15 protein-coding genes are annotated in these 15,008 nt (G+C 65.3%); 8 read left to right on the top strand and 7 right to left on the bottom strand.

From position 1 onward, the window contains the following. The 6 genes from EJO66_RS31570 to EJO66_RS31545 all read right to left on the bottom strand — a co-directional run. On the bottom strand, positions 1-938 hold a 938-nt coding region (locus EJO66_RS31570), incomplete at its 3' end, for a Bug family tripartite tricarboxylate transporter substrate binding protein (protein ID WP_125967159.1). A gap of 110 nt (positions 939-1,048) precedes the next feature. Then, positions 1,049-1,825, bottom strand: coding sequence for an enoyl-CoA hydratase/isomerase family protein (locus EJO66_RS31565; protein WP_124961905.1), 777 nt, complete (start codon positions 1,823-1,825; stop codon positions 1,049-1,051). A gap of 9 nt (positions 1,826-1,834) precedes the next feature. Beyond that, the gene (locus EJO66_RS31560) at positions 1,835-3,001 is read right to left on the bottom strand and encodes a CaiB/BaiF CoA transferase family protein (protein ID WP_276312036.1); all 1,167 of its coding nucleotides are present in this window, start codon (positions 2,999-3,001) and stop codon (positions 1,835-1,837) included. A gap of 71 nt (positions 3,002-3,072) precedes the next feature. Then, the gene (locus EJO66_RS31555) at positions 3,073-3,852 is read right to left on the bottom strand and encodes an SDR family NAD(P)-dependent oxidoreductase (protein WP_125967158.1); all 780 of its coding nucleotides are present in this window, start codon (positions 3,850-3,852) and stop codon (positions 3,073-3,075) included. Between the two features lie 10 nt (positions 3,853-3,862). Next, complete coding sequence (locus EJO66_RS31550; protein ID WP_124961908.1) at positions 3,863-4,999, bottom strand: thiolase family protein; 1,137 nt, start codon at positions 4,997-4,999, stop codon at positions 3,863-3,865. A 1-nt stretch (position 5,000) separates the two neighbouring features. Beyond that, on the bottom strand, positions 5,001-5,360 hold the full coding sequence (locus EJO66_RS31545; RefSeq protein ID WP_124961909.1) for a Zn-ribbon domain-containing OB-fold protein: 360 nt from the start codon (positions 5,358-5,360) through the stop codon (positions 5,001-5,003). Between the two features lie 187 nt (positions 5,361-5,547). Here EJO66_RS31545 and EJO66_RS31540 point away from each other — a divergent pair, with 187 nt between their 5' ends. Both EJO66_RS31540 and EJO66_RS31535 read left to right on the top strand, forming a co-directional pair. Next, positions 5,548-6,693 carry a PrpF domain-containing protein gene (locus EJO66_RS31540; protein WP_125967157.1) on the top strand — a complete coding sequence of 382 codons (1,146 nt, stop codon included), beginning with the start codon at positions 5,548-5,550 and terminating at the stop codon, positions 6,691-6,693. A gap of 221 nt (positions 6,694-6,914) precedes the next feature. After that, entirely contained in the window at positions 6,915-7,694 is a 780-nt protein-coding gene (locus EJO66_RS31535; protein ID WP_124961911.1) for an SDR family oxidoreductase, read from the top strand. A 56-nt stretch (positions 7,695-7,750) separates the two neighbouring features. On the opposite strand, the gene EJO66_RS31530 is transcribed toward EJO66_RS31535, so the two are convergent. After that, the gene (locus EJO66_RS31530; protein ID WP_240648932.1) at positions 7,751-8,488 is read right to left on the bottom strand and encodes an AraC family transcriptional regulator; all 738 of its coding nucleotides are present in this window, start codon (positions 8,486-8,488) and stop codon (positions 7,751-7,753) included. Positions 8,489-8,875: 387 nt separating this feature from the next. Between EJO66_RS31530 and EJO66_RS31525 the strand changes: the two genes are divergently transcribed. The 6 genes from EJO66_RS31525 to EJO66_RS31500 all read left to right on the top strand — a co-directional run bounded on the left by EJO66_RS31525 (position 8,876) and on the right by EJO66_RS31500 (position 14,844). Further along, positions 8,876-9,172, top strand: a complete 297-nt coding sequence (locus EJO66_RS31525) for a hypothetical protein (protein ID WP_124961913.1) — start codon at positions 8,876-8,878, stop codon at positions 9,170-9,172. Next, positions 9,169-11,187, top strand: coding sequence for an FUSC family protein (locus EJO66_RS31520; RefSeq protein WP_125967155.1), 2,019 nt, complete (start codon positions 9,169-9,171; stop codon positions 11,185-11,187). Before EJO66_RS31525 ends, EJO66_RS31520 begins: the two co-directional genes overlap by 4 nt. Next, a complete protein-coding gene (locus tag EJO66_RS31515; RefSeq protein WP_124961915.1) occupies positions 11,184-11,396 on the top strand; it encodes a DUF1656 domain-containing protein in 213 nt (70 codons plus the stop codon). Before EJO66_RS31520 ends, EJO66_RS31515 begins: the two co-directional genes overlap by 4 nt. Before the next feature lie 20 nt (positions 11,397-11,416). After that, positions 11,417-12,400 (top strand): HlyD family secretion protein, encoded by a 984-nt coding sequence (locus EJO66_RS31510; RefSeq protein WP_125967154.1) that lies wholly within the window; start codon positions 11,417-11,419, stop codon positions 12,398-12,400. 5 nt (positions 12,401-12,405) lie between these two features. Then, entirely contained in the window at positions 12,406-13,857 is a 1,452-nt protein-coding gene (locus EJO66_RS31505; RefSeq protein ID WP_420856712.1) for an efflux transporter outer membrane subunit, read from the top strand. 81 nt (positions 13,858-13,938) lie between these two features. Then, a complete protein-coding gene (locus EJO66_RS31500) occupies positions 13,939-14,844 on the top strand; it encodes a LysR family transcriptional regulator (protein ID WP_125967152.1) in 906 nt (301 codons plus the stop codon). Positions 14,845-15,008 lie beyond the last annotated feature (164 nt).

Genomic DNA, 15,008 nt, shown 5'->3' with positions numbered 1-15,008 from the left:
GCACGCATTTCGCCGAACCTGGCTCGAGCCTCGGCCGGCGAGCTTCCCGCCTCCACAAAGCCGAGCGTGCGGATCTTGCGCGCGAACTGCTCGGTTGCAACGGCTTTTCGGATCGCAGTGCTCCATTCGGAGACGACAACGGCAGGCGTTCCAGGAGGCAGGCATATGGCCAGTACGCCCACCGCGGTGAGCTCCTTTCGGCCGAGCTCGCCGAACGTCGGGACGTCAGGCAGGAGCGGTGAGCGCTGCGCAGAGGTGACTGCCAGCACGCGAAGCTTGCCGGCGTTGTGGTGCTGCGCGAAGTCTCCGACCGTCGAACTTCCCGCGGCGACATTGCCACCGACCAGGTTCACGATCATCGGGGCTGCACCCTGAAACGGCACGTCCTGCAGCGGTGTCCCGATGACCTTGGCGATCTGCAATCCCAGGAAATGGGTTGGGCCTCCCGATGCGGCATGGCCGAAGTTGGCATGCTCGGGATGGGCGCGCACCCATTGGGCATATTCGGCAAAGGTCTTGACGGGTGAGGACACGGGTACAGCCAGCGCCATCGGAAACTCGACCACCGTCGACGCCGGCAGGATATCCCGCTGCGCAGCGTAGTTGAGCTTGTTGAAGACGAACGGATAGATCGATTGCAGGAAGTCAGGGCACAGCATGGCCACGCTTCCGTCGGCCGGGGCGGCACGCAGCGCATCGATCGCGATCTTTCCGCCGGCGCCGGGTTTGTTCTCCACCACGACCGTGCGATGGAGCGGCTCATGCAGTTGATCCGCAAGCGCCCGTGTGACGACATCGAGTGTCCCGCCAGGCGAGAAGCCCACCAGAATCCTTGCGGGCGGGCGGCTGGCCGGCTGCGCGATGGCCGAGGGCGTGCCGAAGGACACGGCAACGATGAGGGCGAGGCTGCAGGGCCAGGCGGTACTCGGTTTGTTCAAGGGCTGCTCCAGGAAAATTCAGCGAGGTCACGTCGCTTGCTGCGGCGTCGGCACGAGGCCAATCGGGGATTCGAGCGCGCAGCGACCCACGACGCTTGCGCCTGTGTGAGTCAGCGCCCCCGGAAGACCGGGGCGCGCTTGTCGGCAAACGCACGGCGCCCCTCCAGTCGGTCCTCGCTGTCCCTGAGCACGCCAAAAGCCTGGCGCTCCAGTTCCAGTCCACCTGCAAGCGGCAGCTCCCGTCCGGTCATCGCCAGTCGCTTGGCCGCGGTCATCGCCAATGGCGCATTGGCGGCCATTGTGCGTGCCAGGCTGATCGCGGTTTCCTGCAGCGCGGGAAGGGAGACCACCTTGCTGACCAGTCCGATCCGCAACGCTTCGTTGGCATCGATGCGTTCGCCCGTCAGCAGCATCCACATCGCGTCCGACTGGCCCACCGCGCGAATCAGGCGTTGCGTGCCCCCGGCGCCTGGGATGCTGCCGACGCGCACTTCCGGCAACCCGAACTGCGCGTTGTCGGAACAGATGCGGATGTCCGCAAGCAAGGCCAGTTCCAGTCCGCCGCCGAGGGCATAGCCATTGATCGCGGCGATGACAGGCTTGTCGGTCTGCAGCGTGCCGAAATTGGAATGCCGGGTACCGGCGCGAAAGACCTGCCGGGCTGCGCTGTCGGCAGGCGGCATCGTTTTCTTGAGATCTGCACCTGTGCAGAACGCGCGCTCGCCCGCGCCCGTCAGCACGAGGACGCGGATGCCCTCGTCGCTGGAGACCTCGTCCCAGATCGCGAGCAACTGCTCGTTGGATTCCGGGTCGATGGAATTCATGGCTTCGGGCCGATTCAGGGTGACGATGGCGACGCCATCCTGGACTGTCTTGACGATGGGCATGGGTTTGTCTCAGTTCGAAGGAGAGTCGGCGGCGATGACCGCCTCGATGTTTTCCGGCGGCATGCCCAGTTCGACCAACACCTCGCGGGTGTGCTGTCCGAGTGTGGGAGGCGCTCGTCGCGCCTGGGGCCGCTCGCCAACCGCACCCATCACGCTGCGTGGCAGCGTCAATGCACCTGCGACCGGGTGCTGCAAGGTCTCTGTGAGCGCCGCGTCGACGAAGGGCGCGGACCGCGCGACCTCGGCATAGTTGTTGATCGGCCCGCAGATGATGTCCACGGCCGCGAACTGCTCGAGCCAGAAGGCACGGGGATGCGCAAGCATGCGTGCTTCGAGCAGGCGCAACAGCGCCTCGCGGTGCTGCAACCGATCCTTGTTCTCGGCAAAACGCGGGTCCGATGCGAGTTCAGGCGCACCGATGGCGGCACACAAGGCCTGCCATCGCGCGGGGTGATAGGCCGCCACCATGATCCACCCGTCGGCGCAACGCAAGGCCTCGTTCGGCGTCGAATACGGCGCGGCGTTTCCCTGCGGACCGGGCGCATGGCCGTCTGCGAAATAGGACGCGAAACTCACATGCTGCAGCGCGATGGCGCTGGCGAACATGCTTGCTTCCACATGCTGGCCCAGCCCCGTGCGTTGCCGCTGCGTGAGGGCAGCCAGGATCGAGATGGCCGCGAACGACCCCGTGGCAAGATCGACCACGGGCACCGGCACCTTGCACGGCTCGCCGCCGGGCGCGCCGGTGACACTCATGAGGCCGCTGACGGCTTGCAGCACGCCGTCCACCCCGGGCAGGTCCTTGGCGGCCCCGTGCTGACCGTACGCGGAGACGGAGCAATAGATCAGCCGCGGATTGGCCGCAGCCACTGTGGCGTAATCGAGCCCCAGGCGTTCCATCACGCCCGGGCGGAAGCTCTCCACCAGCACGTCCGCCTGCGCGACCAGCTGCAGCGCCGCTTGCCGGTGGGTCGGCTGCTTCAGATCGAGCACGATGCTGCGCTTGTTGCGATTGAGCGCCAGGAAAGGAACGCCCTCGCCATGAACCCAGGGCGACAGCGCTCGCGACAGATCGCCTGTGGGGGCTTCCACCTTCACGACGTCAGCCCCGAGGTCGGCCATGCACAGCGTGCACGTGGGGCCCGCCATGACCTGGGTGAAGTCGATCACCTTCAATCCGCTCAATGCATTTGCGAGCATGCGACCTTCGATCTCGTTGGATGTTCTTCTTGGATTCGCATCGGTCGTTACACCGACGGACTGCTGAGACTGCGTCCGCCGCAGACGTACAGCAGCTGCCCCGTGACGTAGCTGGAGCCTGGCTCCGCGAAGAATCGAACGGCACGACCGATGTCTTCCGGCTGGCCGATGCGCTCCATCGGCACGGTCTTGTGAAGACCCTGCCTGACCTCTTCGGTGAGCGTTTCAAACAGCGGCGTCTCGACGATGCCCGGGGCGATGGCATTCACCGTGATGCCCTTGCGCGCATATTCCAGCGCCAGCGAGCGGGTCAGGCTCACCACGGCGCCTTTGGAAGCGGAATAGGCCGCCTGGCCGCGATTGCCCAGCCAGGCACGAGAACCGATATTGATGATGCGTCCGAACCGGTTTTCCGCCATCTGGGCCAGGACCGCCTTGGAACAAATGAATTGCGAATGGAGGTTGACCTCGATCACGCGACTCCAGAACGCCAGGTCCATCTTGGAAACAAGCTTGTCTCCACCAATGCCGGCGTTGTTGACCAGGATGTCGATGCGTGCATGGGACGCCAGCAGTTGGGCCACGGTCGACTCCACCTGCGCCACAGAGCTCACGTCAACCTTGAAGGTCTTCACGTCGGCTCCCTCGGTCGCAAGGCTGCGCTGGGCCGTTTGCAGGGCTTCGTCGTCGAAGTCCCACAGCGCGATGCGGCAGCCGCCCTGCGCAAGCTCGCGGGCGATGCCAAGGCCGATGCCCTTCGCCCCTCCGGTCACGACGGCGACGAGGCCTTGCAACGAGGCAGGCGCGGTTGGATTTGTCTGGTTCATGTCGACCCGATCAGAGCGAAAGAATATGGATGGCGCAGGCGGCGTGATCCACGCCCCAGATACCGCCGCCAGTCACCTGCGTGAGGCCGATGCGCGCCCCCTGCACTTGCCGGGCTCCCGCGCGGCCTTGCAGCTGCTCGCAGACCTCCACGATCTGGGCGACGCCGGTCGCGCCGGGCGGATGTCCCTTGGCGAGAAGGCCGCCACTCGGATTGACCGGCACCCGCCCGCCCAGGGCCGTCGCACCGCTGCGCAGCAACTGCGCCGCATCGCCGCGATCGCAAAGCCCCAGCGCTTCGTAGTAGAGCAATTCGGAGATGGTGAAGGCGTCGTGCACTTCCAGCAGACTGAGGTCCTGCGGTCCCACGCCGGCCTGCTCATAGGCCAGCCTGGCCGCACGCGCCGTGATCTCGGCCTCCGTCATGTCGACGGGCGTGGTTTCGAACAAGCCGGACTGCACCACGGACGCCAGGACCTGGACCGGCTTTGCAACGCCTTGAGAAGGTTTGGTGCTGAGCACGAGGGCCGCTGCGCCATCGACCACGGCGGGACAGCACTGCAGCAGCGTGAGCGGCTCGGCCACCGGGCGCGATGCAAGAATCTCCTCGCGGGTCGCCAGCTTTGCAAACTTGGCGATGGGATTGAGAACACCGTGCTTTCGGTTCTTCACGGAGATGTCCGCAAGCGTCTCGAGCTTGAGCCCGCGGTCGTGCATGTAGCGCCGCGCGCGCATGGCGTACAAGGCGGGCATGATCATCCCCCGCCTGTTGTTCCAGTCTTGTTGGCTCAGCTGCAACGGCCCGCCGCCCAGACCGCTCAGATGGTCCATTCCGAACACCAGCACCGTGTCGTACTGACCGACCTTGAGCGCCTGCAATGCGAGATTCAGTGCGGTCGCGCCGCTGGAGCAGGCGTTGTCCACGTTGTAGACAGCGCCCCCGTGCGCATGCAGTTCACGCAGAGCCCGCTGCCCCGGCAACATGGTCCCGAGCGCGTTGCCGCAGTAGAACGCCTGTACCTCGGAAAGCCGCGTGCCGGCATCTTCCAGGGCGTCAAGAATGGCGGACTGGACCATGGCCTCTTCGGTGAGCTCCGGAAAGCGGCCGAAGTCGGTGATGCCCACGCCGGTGATCATTGGTTGCTTCATCTCATTGCTCCTGGAAGGCGTAATCGGGTGTGCCGTCCGGCAATGCGAAGGGCACCACCCGCACGCGGCTTTCGATCGCAGGCGGGCTTCCATCGAACAAGAGCCGGCCGAAGGCGCGCACGCCCGACTCGAAGTCGACCATTGCCAGTGCGTAGGCGGGCTTGTCCTTGCCGGGATGGACCACCGTGAAGCTGTAGAGGGACCCGGTCGGGCCGAGCTCGATCTCCTCGATCGGCTGGTCGTGGTGAACGAATTCGATCGGCGGAAACTGGGGGGGCTGACCGCCTGCCTGTGTGGCCACAAGCACCATGCCGCCGGGGGTGTCACGGATGTGGGAATCCGTGCGCTTGATGATCTTCAAAGGTGTCTCCTGTTCCGGTGGCGATGGCCACGGCAACAGGAAGTGTGGTGACCCAGGGCCGCCCCGTCATTGGATTTGTGCTGCGCATTCTTTAGCCTTCCTAAAGCGTGCAAAGCGTGTAGTTCTGCTAAAGCCAGAGCAGCCGAACTGCAAGGACGCGCGCCGTGCGCACGCGCATACTGAATGAATGAAAGAACAAATCAGCGTTCCGGTCACCTTGATGCGCGGCGGCACAAGCAAGGCTGTTTTTCTCGCACAGCGTGACGTGCCCTCCGATCCGCAAGCGCGGCAGCGATTCCTGCTGGCGCTGTTTGGGAGCCCCGATGTGCGCCAGATCGACGGGCTTGGGGGCGCCGACATCCTCACGAGCAAATGCGCAATCATCGGGCCGCCGTCACGGCCTGACGCAGACATCGACTACACCTTTGTGCAGATCGGGATCGATCAGCCCAGCGTGAGCTTCGAGATCGTCTGCGGCAACATTTCATCGGCCACCGGCGTCTACGCGCTGCAGGAGCGCTTGATTCCCGTGCAGGAGCCCGCCACCACGGTGCGCGTGCACAACACCAACACCGGCAGGATTCTGCGCATGGTGGTGCAATGTGCGCACGGCGAGCCGCGCGTGGAAGGCGACACCGAAGTCGATGGGGTGCCCGCCAAGGGCGCCGAGGTCGCGTTGGACTACTCCGGCACCAGCGGCGCCACCACGGGCAGGTTGCTGCCCACCGGGCAGGCACGTGATTCGGTCTACGTCTCGAAACTCGGTCGCGAGATACCCGTCTCGATCGTCGATGTGGGCACGGCGTGTGTGTTCATCCGCGCGGCGGACCTGGGCGTCACCGGCACGGAGCTTCCCGGCCAACTCAGTTCCGACATCTACGAAATCGCCGAGGAAGTCAGGCGCTGGGCCGCCGATCGTTGCAACCTGCCAGCGTCGGGAACCCTCACGCCCTATCAGATCCTCATCGGCGAAGCGCAAGACTACCGAACCATCGGCGGCGATCGAATCGTCAAGTCATCGGAGATCGACTTCGTGGCGCGCATGGTCCTCAATGGCGGCGCGATGCACAAGGCTTTTCCAGGCGGTGGCTCGGTCTGCCTTTCCGTGGCAGCACAGATCGCAGGGACGATTCCGGCTGAGGCACGAGGCAGTCATGCCGGCCCGACGCGCATCCGCATCGGTCACCCGAGCGGGGTGATCGGAATTTTTGCGAACGTGGCTCGCACTGCCGACGACGAGTGGACGGTCCGGGAAGTGCATTTCACCCGAACCGCTCGGCGGCTGTTCGATGGCACCGCCTACGTGAGGCGAGCCCTTCTCGAGGTAGGCTGATCTCACCGAACTGCCGATCGGCAGTTCTGCAGACAGCGGCGCAGAGGGCCTGTGGTCACGAACCTTGGGACGACGCCGATGGGCCAGCCAGGGAGCACGGGCCGCCTGCGCGCTGCCAGAAATCCCGTGTCATTTTCATCAAGGCCCGCACGTCATTGGCGCCCAAAAGTCAGACAGGAGATATTTCACATGCGCAAGAACACCACGGCTGAGGCATCGCGATGCTGACGCGCGATCTTTTTTCGCTGCAAGGCCGCACCGCACTCGTCACGGGTGGCTCGCGGGGGATTGGCCGCATGATCGCCGAGGGATTTCTGGCGCAAGGCGCACGCGTCTACATCAGCGCGCGCAAGGCCGCGGCATGCGATCTGGCGGCTTCGGAACTGTCGAAGCACGGCCATTGCGTCTCCCTGCCCTACGACGTCTCCACCATCGCCGGCTGCCGGGCCCTGGCCGCTGCCTACGCGCAGCATGAGACCACCTTGGACATCCTGGTCAACAACGCCGGCGCTGCCTGGGGAGAAGACTTCGATGCGTTCCCCGAAAGCGGCTGGGACAAGGTGGTCGATCTCAACATGAAGACACCCTTCTTCTTGACCAAGGCGCTGTCCGAACCGCTGCGCGCCGCGGCCAAGGAGCGTGTGGGGAAGATCATCAACATCGCCTCCACGGATGGCATCGCGCTCAACCCTCAGGAGAACTACTCCTACGTCGCCAGCAAGGCGGGCTTGATCCACCTGACCCGGCGCATGGCACTGCGCCTGGCGCAGGACAACATCGCGGTCAGCGCCATTGCACCTGGCGCGTTTCCCTCCGAGATGAACCGCAACGCGCGCGACCGCGGCGACGAACTGTCGGAACACATACCCGCCAGACGCATCGGCACTTCAGAGGACATCGCAGGCGCGGCGATCTTCCTGGCGTCGCGTGCAGGTGACTACGTGATGGGCGCTACCCTGGTGGTGGACGGTGGGGTGACCCACGCCCGAGCCTACAGGTGAGTGTGTCGATGGGATGGCCGCCGGTGTGCGGCGACGCGCTGACATGAAACCGCGTGTCATCCACCGACCCGAAAACGGTCGTTGATGTAGGTGGCGGGTGGCTTTCCAAAAGCCTTCTTGAACATCGTGTTGAAGGCGGAGGGCGACTCATAGCCCAGGTCATAGGCGACTTGCTGGACGGTCGCGCCACCGGACAGCTCGCGAAGCGCCACGATCATCTGCAGCTGGCGCCGCCAGCGGCCAAAGCTCAGGCCCGTCAGCGAGGTGCACAGTCGATTCAACGTTCGATCGCTCATGCCCAGTTCGCTTGCCCAGTTCGTCTGGGTCCTGCGATCGGAGGGATCGCGCATCATCGCCGTTGAGATCTTTCTGAGCCTTGCGTCCTCAGGCATCGGCAGGAACATTTCTTCCCTGGGCATCGTGCACAGTTGGTCGAGCAGCACCTGCGCCAGTCGATCGGTCGGCCCATTTGCTTCATAGACGGGCGGCAATCCTGCGAGGTACTGAATCATCTCGCTGAGCATTGGGCTGATGCGCAAGGTGCAGCAACGATCCGGCAAGGGGGCAGCGCCGGGTTCCACGAAGAGGTAGAAGATCTGCGCGTTCGCCGTTCCTCGGTTGCTGTGCGGCGTACCGCCGGGAATCCACACGCCCGCCTGGGGTGGGACCATCCATAGGGCACCGGGCACCTCGCAGGAGACGGCACCGCGCAGCGCGATCACGAGCTGGCCGGACCGGTGCTCGTGCACAGGGATCTCTCGCTCGCGCGCCGCCACATCGACGCGCAGTGCCATCACGGGCACTGACGGTTCGTAGTCCAGACCTGGCTCACCGAATTCTGCGCTTCGCATGTTGAGAAAGTGGGTGCTGCTCCCGCCACCGGGCTAGTTCGTGCATTGGAATGGGTGCTCTGTTCAAAGCGGTTGAGATCGGCCAGGGGCGCAGATGGACCACTCTTCCCGCTGCTGAACCGAAGGCACCGCCGCCACGCTGCAGCGCCTGTCCCTCGGACATGCCGACGGGCAAGGCCCACTTCAGGCCTCACACCGAGTCACGACATCCGCGTTGACGCAGGCTCCTCGTCGTTGCCGGGCCACGCCTTCTCAGCGATGACCGAAAAGAGAAGTCATTCGTCCGACTTTGCAATTCTCGGCGCGTGTGCCGATCACTAGCATCGTCGCATGAAAATGATTCGCAATAAGATTGAGACGGTTTCAGCCCAGCCACCATTCATTCTTCGCCTGGTGCTGATGGGCGCGCTGCGCCGGTCGTGCAGCATCGCGGGCGCCGCCCTCCCGGAACCGATCTCGCCGCGCTTCGGCACGCTGCTGCGTCCAACGATTCCGACGCGGGAACCGGCACAGCTGACCGGCCCCGCTCATCCATGGCTTCACGATTTTGCCAGCATCACTGTCGGCGGTTTGCGCTCGCGTTTCGCATGGATGCGTGCGCGTGCGATTTCTCGGGGCGCCGCATGATCGCACTGCCCCGTTTCTCTCGGCAGGAGTTGCTCTTTTCTCTCAAGAGCTTCGTCGCCGCCCTGCTTGCGCTTTACCTGTCGAGCCGCTTCGGGCTGCCCCGGCCCTTCTGGGCCATGATGACCGCCTACATCGTGGCCCACCCTCTGGCCAGCCATGTGCGCTCCAAGGCGCTCTACCGCTTTGTGGGCACCTTGCTGGGGTGCGCAGCGACCGTGGCGCTTGTCCCCTCGCTGTCCGGGTCCCCGGAGCTCCTGTCGCTGGCCTTGGCGCTGTGGGTGGGACTGTGCCTCTATGTGTCGCTGCTGGACCGCAGCGCGCGTTCTTACGTCTTCATGCTGGCTGGCTACTCAGCCGCTTTGATCGGCTTCCCTCTGGTAGAAGCGCCCGCGGCGATGTTCGACACGGCCGTCGCACGGGTCACTGAAATCGGGCTGGGCATCCTGTGTGCCAGCTTGGTCCACAGCATCGCGCTTCCTGCCGGCCTGGGTCCGTCCCTGCTTGGCGTGATGGATCGCGCACTTGGCGATGCGCGGCAATGGCTCACCGATCTGCTGTGCGGGACACCGACCGAGGCAAAGGGCGCTCGAATTGCGGCGGACCGCCAGCGGCTGGCACTGGACATCACACAACTGCGTCTGCTCTCCACGCATGTGCCCTTTGACACCGATCTGCGCTGGACCGGGGGCGCCATCGACGCCCTGCAAGACCGTGTGGCCGCCCTCACCCCGGAGCTCTCGGCGGTGGAGGATTGCCTGCAAGCGCTGTGCACCGCCACAGGCGGTGTGCCGGATGACATCGGCTCGACCTTCGCGCAGCATGCAGGCTGGCTGGCCCCTAGCGCGACGGACGCGGAAGTGGAGAGAGCGCGCGTTGCCTTTCGCACCATCGCGGACGGTCCGGCCGCTTCGCCATGGATCCGCGCGCTGCGGATTGATCTGGCCACCCGCCTGGAGGACCTGGTCGCGCACTGGGAGGCCTGCACCATGTTGCGCAGCGATATCGACGCGGGCATTGCCGGGAACCCGATGGCCTTGCGGCGCACCGCGGCTCTGGGTCGCAGGGTGCTTCACCAGGACAGAGGGCTTGCGCTGCGGTCAGCTTTCACTGCGGTGTTGGGCACCTGCCTCTCGTGCGCCCTCTGGATTGCGACAGGCTGGCCCTCGGGATCCGCCATGGCCATGGGCGCTGCCGTGTTTTGCAGCTTCTTCGCCACCCTGGACGATCCGGTGCCTGCCATGCACAAGTTCATCACGGCGCTGTCGTGGTCGTTGCCCGTGTCGGCTTTTTATGTCCTGGGGGTCATGCCGCTGGCACATGACTTTGGCATGCTGGTGCTGTGCATCGCGCCTGTGTTCTTGGTGGTCGGGTGCTACATGGCACGACCGACCAGTTCCCTGTCGGCCCTTGGCATGTTCTTCGGCGTCGCCGGAACGCTCGCCCTCCACGACACGGCCACCGCAGATTGGGTGAGCTTCATCAGTTCCAACCTGGCCTTGTTCACGGGTGCGGTGATCGCGGCCCGCGTCACCGCGCTCATGCGCAGCGTGGGGCGCGACTGGAGCGCCCAGCGGATACGCCGCGCGACATGGCACGACCTCGCCGATCTGGCCGGCCATCCGCAGGACGCATCCGCCCAAGATGCCTTTGCCTCACGCATGCTCGACAGGATCGCGCTGTTGGCGCCGCGCGTCGCACCTGACGGTCCCGAAGCGGTCCAGTTCGCAGCACACCGCGCGCTGCGCGAACTGCGCATGGGGGCAGACATCGCCGCGCTGCAGCGCCATCGCGGGCGCCTTCCGGAAGAACCCGTCAGCCGCCTCTTCAGGGAATTGGCGCTCGTCTTTCGCGCCCAGATGGCAGGAGCGCCACCACGTCGTGCGCCGCTGCTGCCGCATATCGACCGGCTGTTGCTCGACGCCCTGAAGGCGGGCGCCGAGCGGCCTGCCGTTGCGGCACTTGTGGGCCTTCGGCGCAACCTCTTTCCAACCGCTCCCCCCGCGCTCCAACCATGATCGAAGTCATTTTTTTGGGCGTGCAGTTGCCCTGGCTTTTGGTGCTGACAGCCGGCGCGCTGCCGTGCTCCTGGGCAACGCGCCGCCTGCTGGCCATCGTCGGTGCCTACCAATGGATCTGGCACCCCGCCCTGTTTGACCTTGCGCTATACGTCCTGGTGCTCGGCGCCTTGGCTTGTCTCACCGGCGCTATCGCCATCTCGTCCTGAAATCCGGACCGCTTCAACCCATGAAATCTGACGCCCTCCCCTTGCCCACCTGGACTTCCCGTCTTGCCCGTCCCGTCGTTCGTCTGTTGGTCACCATGCTGATGGTGGCCGCAGCCGGCTGGGCGGGCTGGCACCTATGGGACCACTATGAACTCGCCCCGTGGACACGCAACGGACGCGTGCGGGCCAATGTCGTGCAAGTCGCACCTGACGTGTCCGGCATGGTCGCGAATGTGTCGGTGCACGACAACCAGTTCGTTGCCGCTGGCGCCTTGCTGTTCTCGGTGGACAAGGCCCGCTTCGAGCTGGCGCAAGAGCAGGCCCAGGCCGTCGTCGCGACGCAGCGCATCGCGATCAGCAACCAGCGCATCACACTCGCTCAGGCGCAGCGCGAGAGCCAGCGCAATTCCGACCTGGGCGATTTGATCTCGCTGGAAGCTCGCGAGCAGTCGCGCCTGAAGGTGGACCAGGCCAAAGCCGCACTTCAAGCTGCCGAAGCGGCATTGCGACAGGCGCAGGTCGCGTTGAATACCTCGACGTTGAACCTGGAGCGCACCCAGGTGCGCGCACCCACCGCGGGGCTGGTCACCAACCTCGACCTGCGACAGGGCGCCTATGCGAGCGCCGGCCACCCCGTGATGGCGTTGGTTGACGCGGGTTCCATCTATGTCGAAGGCTATTTCGAGGAAAACAAGCTGGCTCGGATTCATCAGGGCGACCGCGTGCGAGTCACGCCCATGGGTGGCCCGGCGCTCGAGGGCACCGTCGAAAGCATCGCGGCCGGGATCGCTGACCGTGACCGCAGCACCGGCGCCGACCTGCTTCCCAGCGTCAATCCCACGTTCAACTGGGTGCGGCTTGCACAGCGCGTGCCCGTGCGCGTGAAGCTCGACCAGACGTCGTCTGGCACCCGTCTGGTCGCAGGCCAGACGGTCACCGTCCAAATTCTCGAGACCGCTCGGCCCACGGCTGTCACGACCCCCACTTCGGAAAACCGGGGATGACCTCAATGTACCGACTCCTGATCACCGCCGCGGCGGCAGGCGCACTGCTCGCCGGTTGTGCCCACCCGCCCGTGGGACCGGACTACGTGCCTCCCGCCCCCCTGTCTCTCGCGCAATCCCCCTCCGCGGGCACCTTCCGATCTGCCGGCGGCGATGCGGCGGACACGACTTTGCCGCCGCACTGGTGGAGGCTCTACGACGACCGGCAGTTGGACGCGTTGGTCACGCAGGCGCTGGAACACAACACCGATCTGCGGCAGGCCGTGGCCAACCTGGAACGCGACCAGGCGCTGGCGGCAGAGGTGCGTGGACAAGAGAGGCCGACGGTGGCAGCCAGCGGTGGCCCCGGCTTCGGGCACGTGTCGGGCTTGAGCCTCCTGCAGCGCGACCACGAACCGCCCAGCCGCGGCACATACAGCGCGGGTATTTCCTTGTCGTATCAACTGGACCTGTTCGGTCAGCTGCGCCGCGCCATCGAAGCGGCAGAGGCCGGCACCGGGGCCGCGCAGGCGGCGCTGGACCTTGTACGTGTGAACGTCGCCGCCGGCGTGGCGCATGCCTATGCACAGGCATGTTCAAGCGGCTATCGCTTGCGCACAGCGCAGGAGTCAATTCGTCTGCAGGAAGAGGCGACCCGACTCTCCAAGCGGCTTCAACAAGCGGGCAAGGTGGGGGAAATCGACATGGCACGTGCACAAGGGCAGCTGGAACAGCTGCGTGCCGCGCTACCGCCGCTTCGGGCTCAACGCCAAGGTGCGTTGTACCGGCTGGCAACACTGACCGGCGCAGCACCTCGCGACTTCCCCGCAGCAGTGGCCACGTGCGAGCAGCCGCCGCGCTTGGCGGGGCTGCTTCCGGTCGGAGACGGCGCGGCCCTTTTGCGCCGGCGGCCCGACGTTCGCCAGGCCGAACGCAGCCTGGCCGTCGCCACCGCCCGCATCGGCGTCGCAACAGCCGACCTCTACCCAAAGGTGTCGCTGGGCCTGTCGGCCAGCTCGGCGGGCTTCTTGGCAAGCTTCGGAAACCGGGAAACGCTCGGCTACAGCCTGGGCCCGCTGATCAACTGGACGCTACCCCACACCGGGGTTGCCCGCGCTCGCATCGCGCAGGCCGAGGCGGCCACCCGGGTTGCCGCTGCCCGCTTCGACGGGACCGTCCTGACAGCGCTGCGCGAGGCGGAAACGGCGCTCGATGTCTACGCACACGAGCTGGAACGTCATGCGGCGCTCTCGGCCGCGCGAGATCAAAGCGCCATCGCCGCCCGGCAGGCGCACACCCTCTATGTCAACGGAAAGACCGCTCAGCTTGAAGCATTGGATGCGGAGCGCACCCTGGCAGCCAGCGAAGCCGCCCTGGCAACGTCCGCTGCCCTGTTGGCAGAGGATCAAGTCGCCGTATTCATGGCGCTGGGAGGTGGCTGGGAACCCGATGACCTCCGCGTGAATGCCGTGCAGTAGCGCACGCCTGAGCATTTCTCGAGCGAAACATGAGGCAATCGGAAAATCCGCAGCGCAAATTCGAGCGGGCCGGGATGCTTGATGGACGGGCTTAATCTTCTGAAGACCTTTTTGGAGGTCGCCAACGTCGGCAGCTTCTCGCGCGCAGCAAGCAAGCTGGGAATCTCCAAGGCCAGCGCGAGCAAGCATGTCGCGACGCTTGAGGCGCGCTTCAACGTACGACTCATGAATCGCTCAACGCGGTCGGTGACACTCACCGATGCTGGAAGACTGCTCCAGCTTCGCAGCGCGCCGCTGATGGAGATGGTCGAGTCGACCCAGAGTGAATTGCAGGCGCATGGCTCACACCCAAGCGGTCGTTTGCGCGTCGCGGGGCTTCACGGGCTCGTGCAAACCGACTTCCCGAGCCTGCTGAGCGAGTTCCTCACGCTCTACCCAGATGTGCATATCGACCTGCAGATCGGCAATCGCGTGGTCGATCTCGTGGAGGAAGGTGTCGACATTGCCTTGAGATTCGGTCGCATTGGCGACGAGAACCTGATCGTGCGTCGCCTCCAACGAGTGGAACTCACGCTCTGCGCCACGCCCAGCTACTGGGCCAGGCGCGGCATCCCTCAGACGCCCGACGACATGCTATGGCACGACGTGCTCACCTACTCCCTGTCGGCGGGCACCCCGCACATTCCGTTCGAAGTCGATGGAGCCCCATACAACCTCCCGATCTACGGGCGCATGGATGCAAACGACTCAAGCACACTCGTCGCCGCGGCGCTGGCCGGCATCGGCGCGGTGTGTGTGCCGGCGTTGCTGGCGCAGCCGTACACAGAACGCGGCGGCCTGGTCCCAGTGCTCAAGGAATTCATGCCCCGTGACATCTGGCTCTACGCAGCGTACACGCAGCGCCGGCACAACAGCGCAGCCCTGCGCGCACTACTGAAACTGCTTGAAACGCGTATGGGAGGCAGCGCGCCCGGCCATCCGACCTAGAAGCAGAGGGCTAAGACACATACATCCACAAGCGCCCGTCGCGTATTGCCCAATCTCGCCGAAGCAACCATGCCGTGGAACTGCGACGCCACGGCGCGCCCCGCGAACTGCATTACCACCTGCGCATGCGTCTCAAACCATCGACACTGTGTTACGCAGAATAC

The sequence above is a fragment of the Variovorax beijingensis genome (assembly GCF_003951285.1).
GTDB classification, from domain to species: domain Bacteria; phylum Pseudomonadota; class Gammaproteobacteria; order Burkholderiales; family Burkholderiaceae_C; genus Variovorax; species Variovorax beijingensis.
The sequence above is the reverse complement of the archived record's forward strand: the minus strand, read 5'-3'. Positions and strand labels throughout refer to the sequence as shown.

Bases quoted from the DNA above. Each gene is read 5' to 3' on its own strand.
- EJO66_RS31565 (WP_124961905.1), bottom strand. From the start codon at position 1,825: ATGCCCATCGTCAAGACAGTCCAGGATGGCGTCGCCATCGTCACCCTG.
- EJO66_RS31555 (WP_125967158.1), bottom strand. From the start codon at position 3,852: ATGAACCAGACAAATCCAACCGCGCCTGCCTCGTTGCAAGGCCTCGTC.
- EJO66_RS31550 (WP_124961908.1), bottom strand. From the start codon at position 4,999: ATGAAGCAACCAATGATCACCGGCGTGGGCATCACCGACTTCGGCCGC.
- EJO66_RS31540 (WP_125967157.1), top strand. From the start codon at position 5,548: ATGAAAGAACAAATCAGCGTTCCGGTCACCTTGATGCGCGGCGGCACA.
- EJO66_RS31535 (WP_124961911.1), top strand. From the start codon at position 6,915: ATGCTGACGCGCGATCTTTTTTCGCTGCAAGGCCGCACCGCACTCGTC.
- EJO66_RS31530 (WP_240648932.1), bottom strand. From the start codon at position 8,488: ATGGCACTGCGCGTCGATGTGGCGGCGCGCGAGCGAGAGATCCCTGTG.
- EJO66_RS31525 (WP_124961913.1), top strand. From the start codon at position 8,876: ATGAAAATGATTCGCAATAAGATTGAGACGGTTTCAGCCCAGCCACCA.
- EJO66_RS31520 (WP_125967155.1), top strand. From the start codon at position 9,169: ATGATCGCACTGCCCCGTTTCTCTCGGCAGGAGTTGCTCTTTTCTCTC.
- EJO66_RS31515 (WP_124961915.1), top strand. From the start codon at position 11,184: ATGATCGAAGTCATTTTTTTGGGCGTGCAGTTGCCCTGGCTTTTGGTG.
- EJO66_RS31510 (WP_125967154.1), top strand. From the start codon at position 11,417: ATGAAATCTGACGCCCTCCCCTTGCCCACCTGGACTTCCCGTCTTGCC.
- EJO66_RS31505 (WP_420856712.1), top strand. From the start codon at position 12,406: ATGTACCGACTCCTGATCACCGCCGCGGCGGCAGGCGCACTGCTCGCC.
- EJO66_RS31500 (WP_125967152.1), top strand. From the start codon at position 13,939: ATGGACGGGCTTAATCTTCTGAAGACCTTTTTGGAGGTCGCCAACGTC.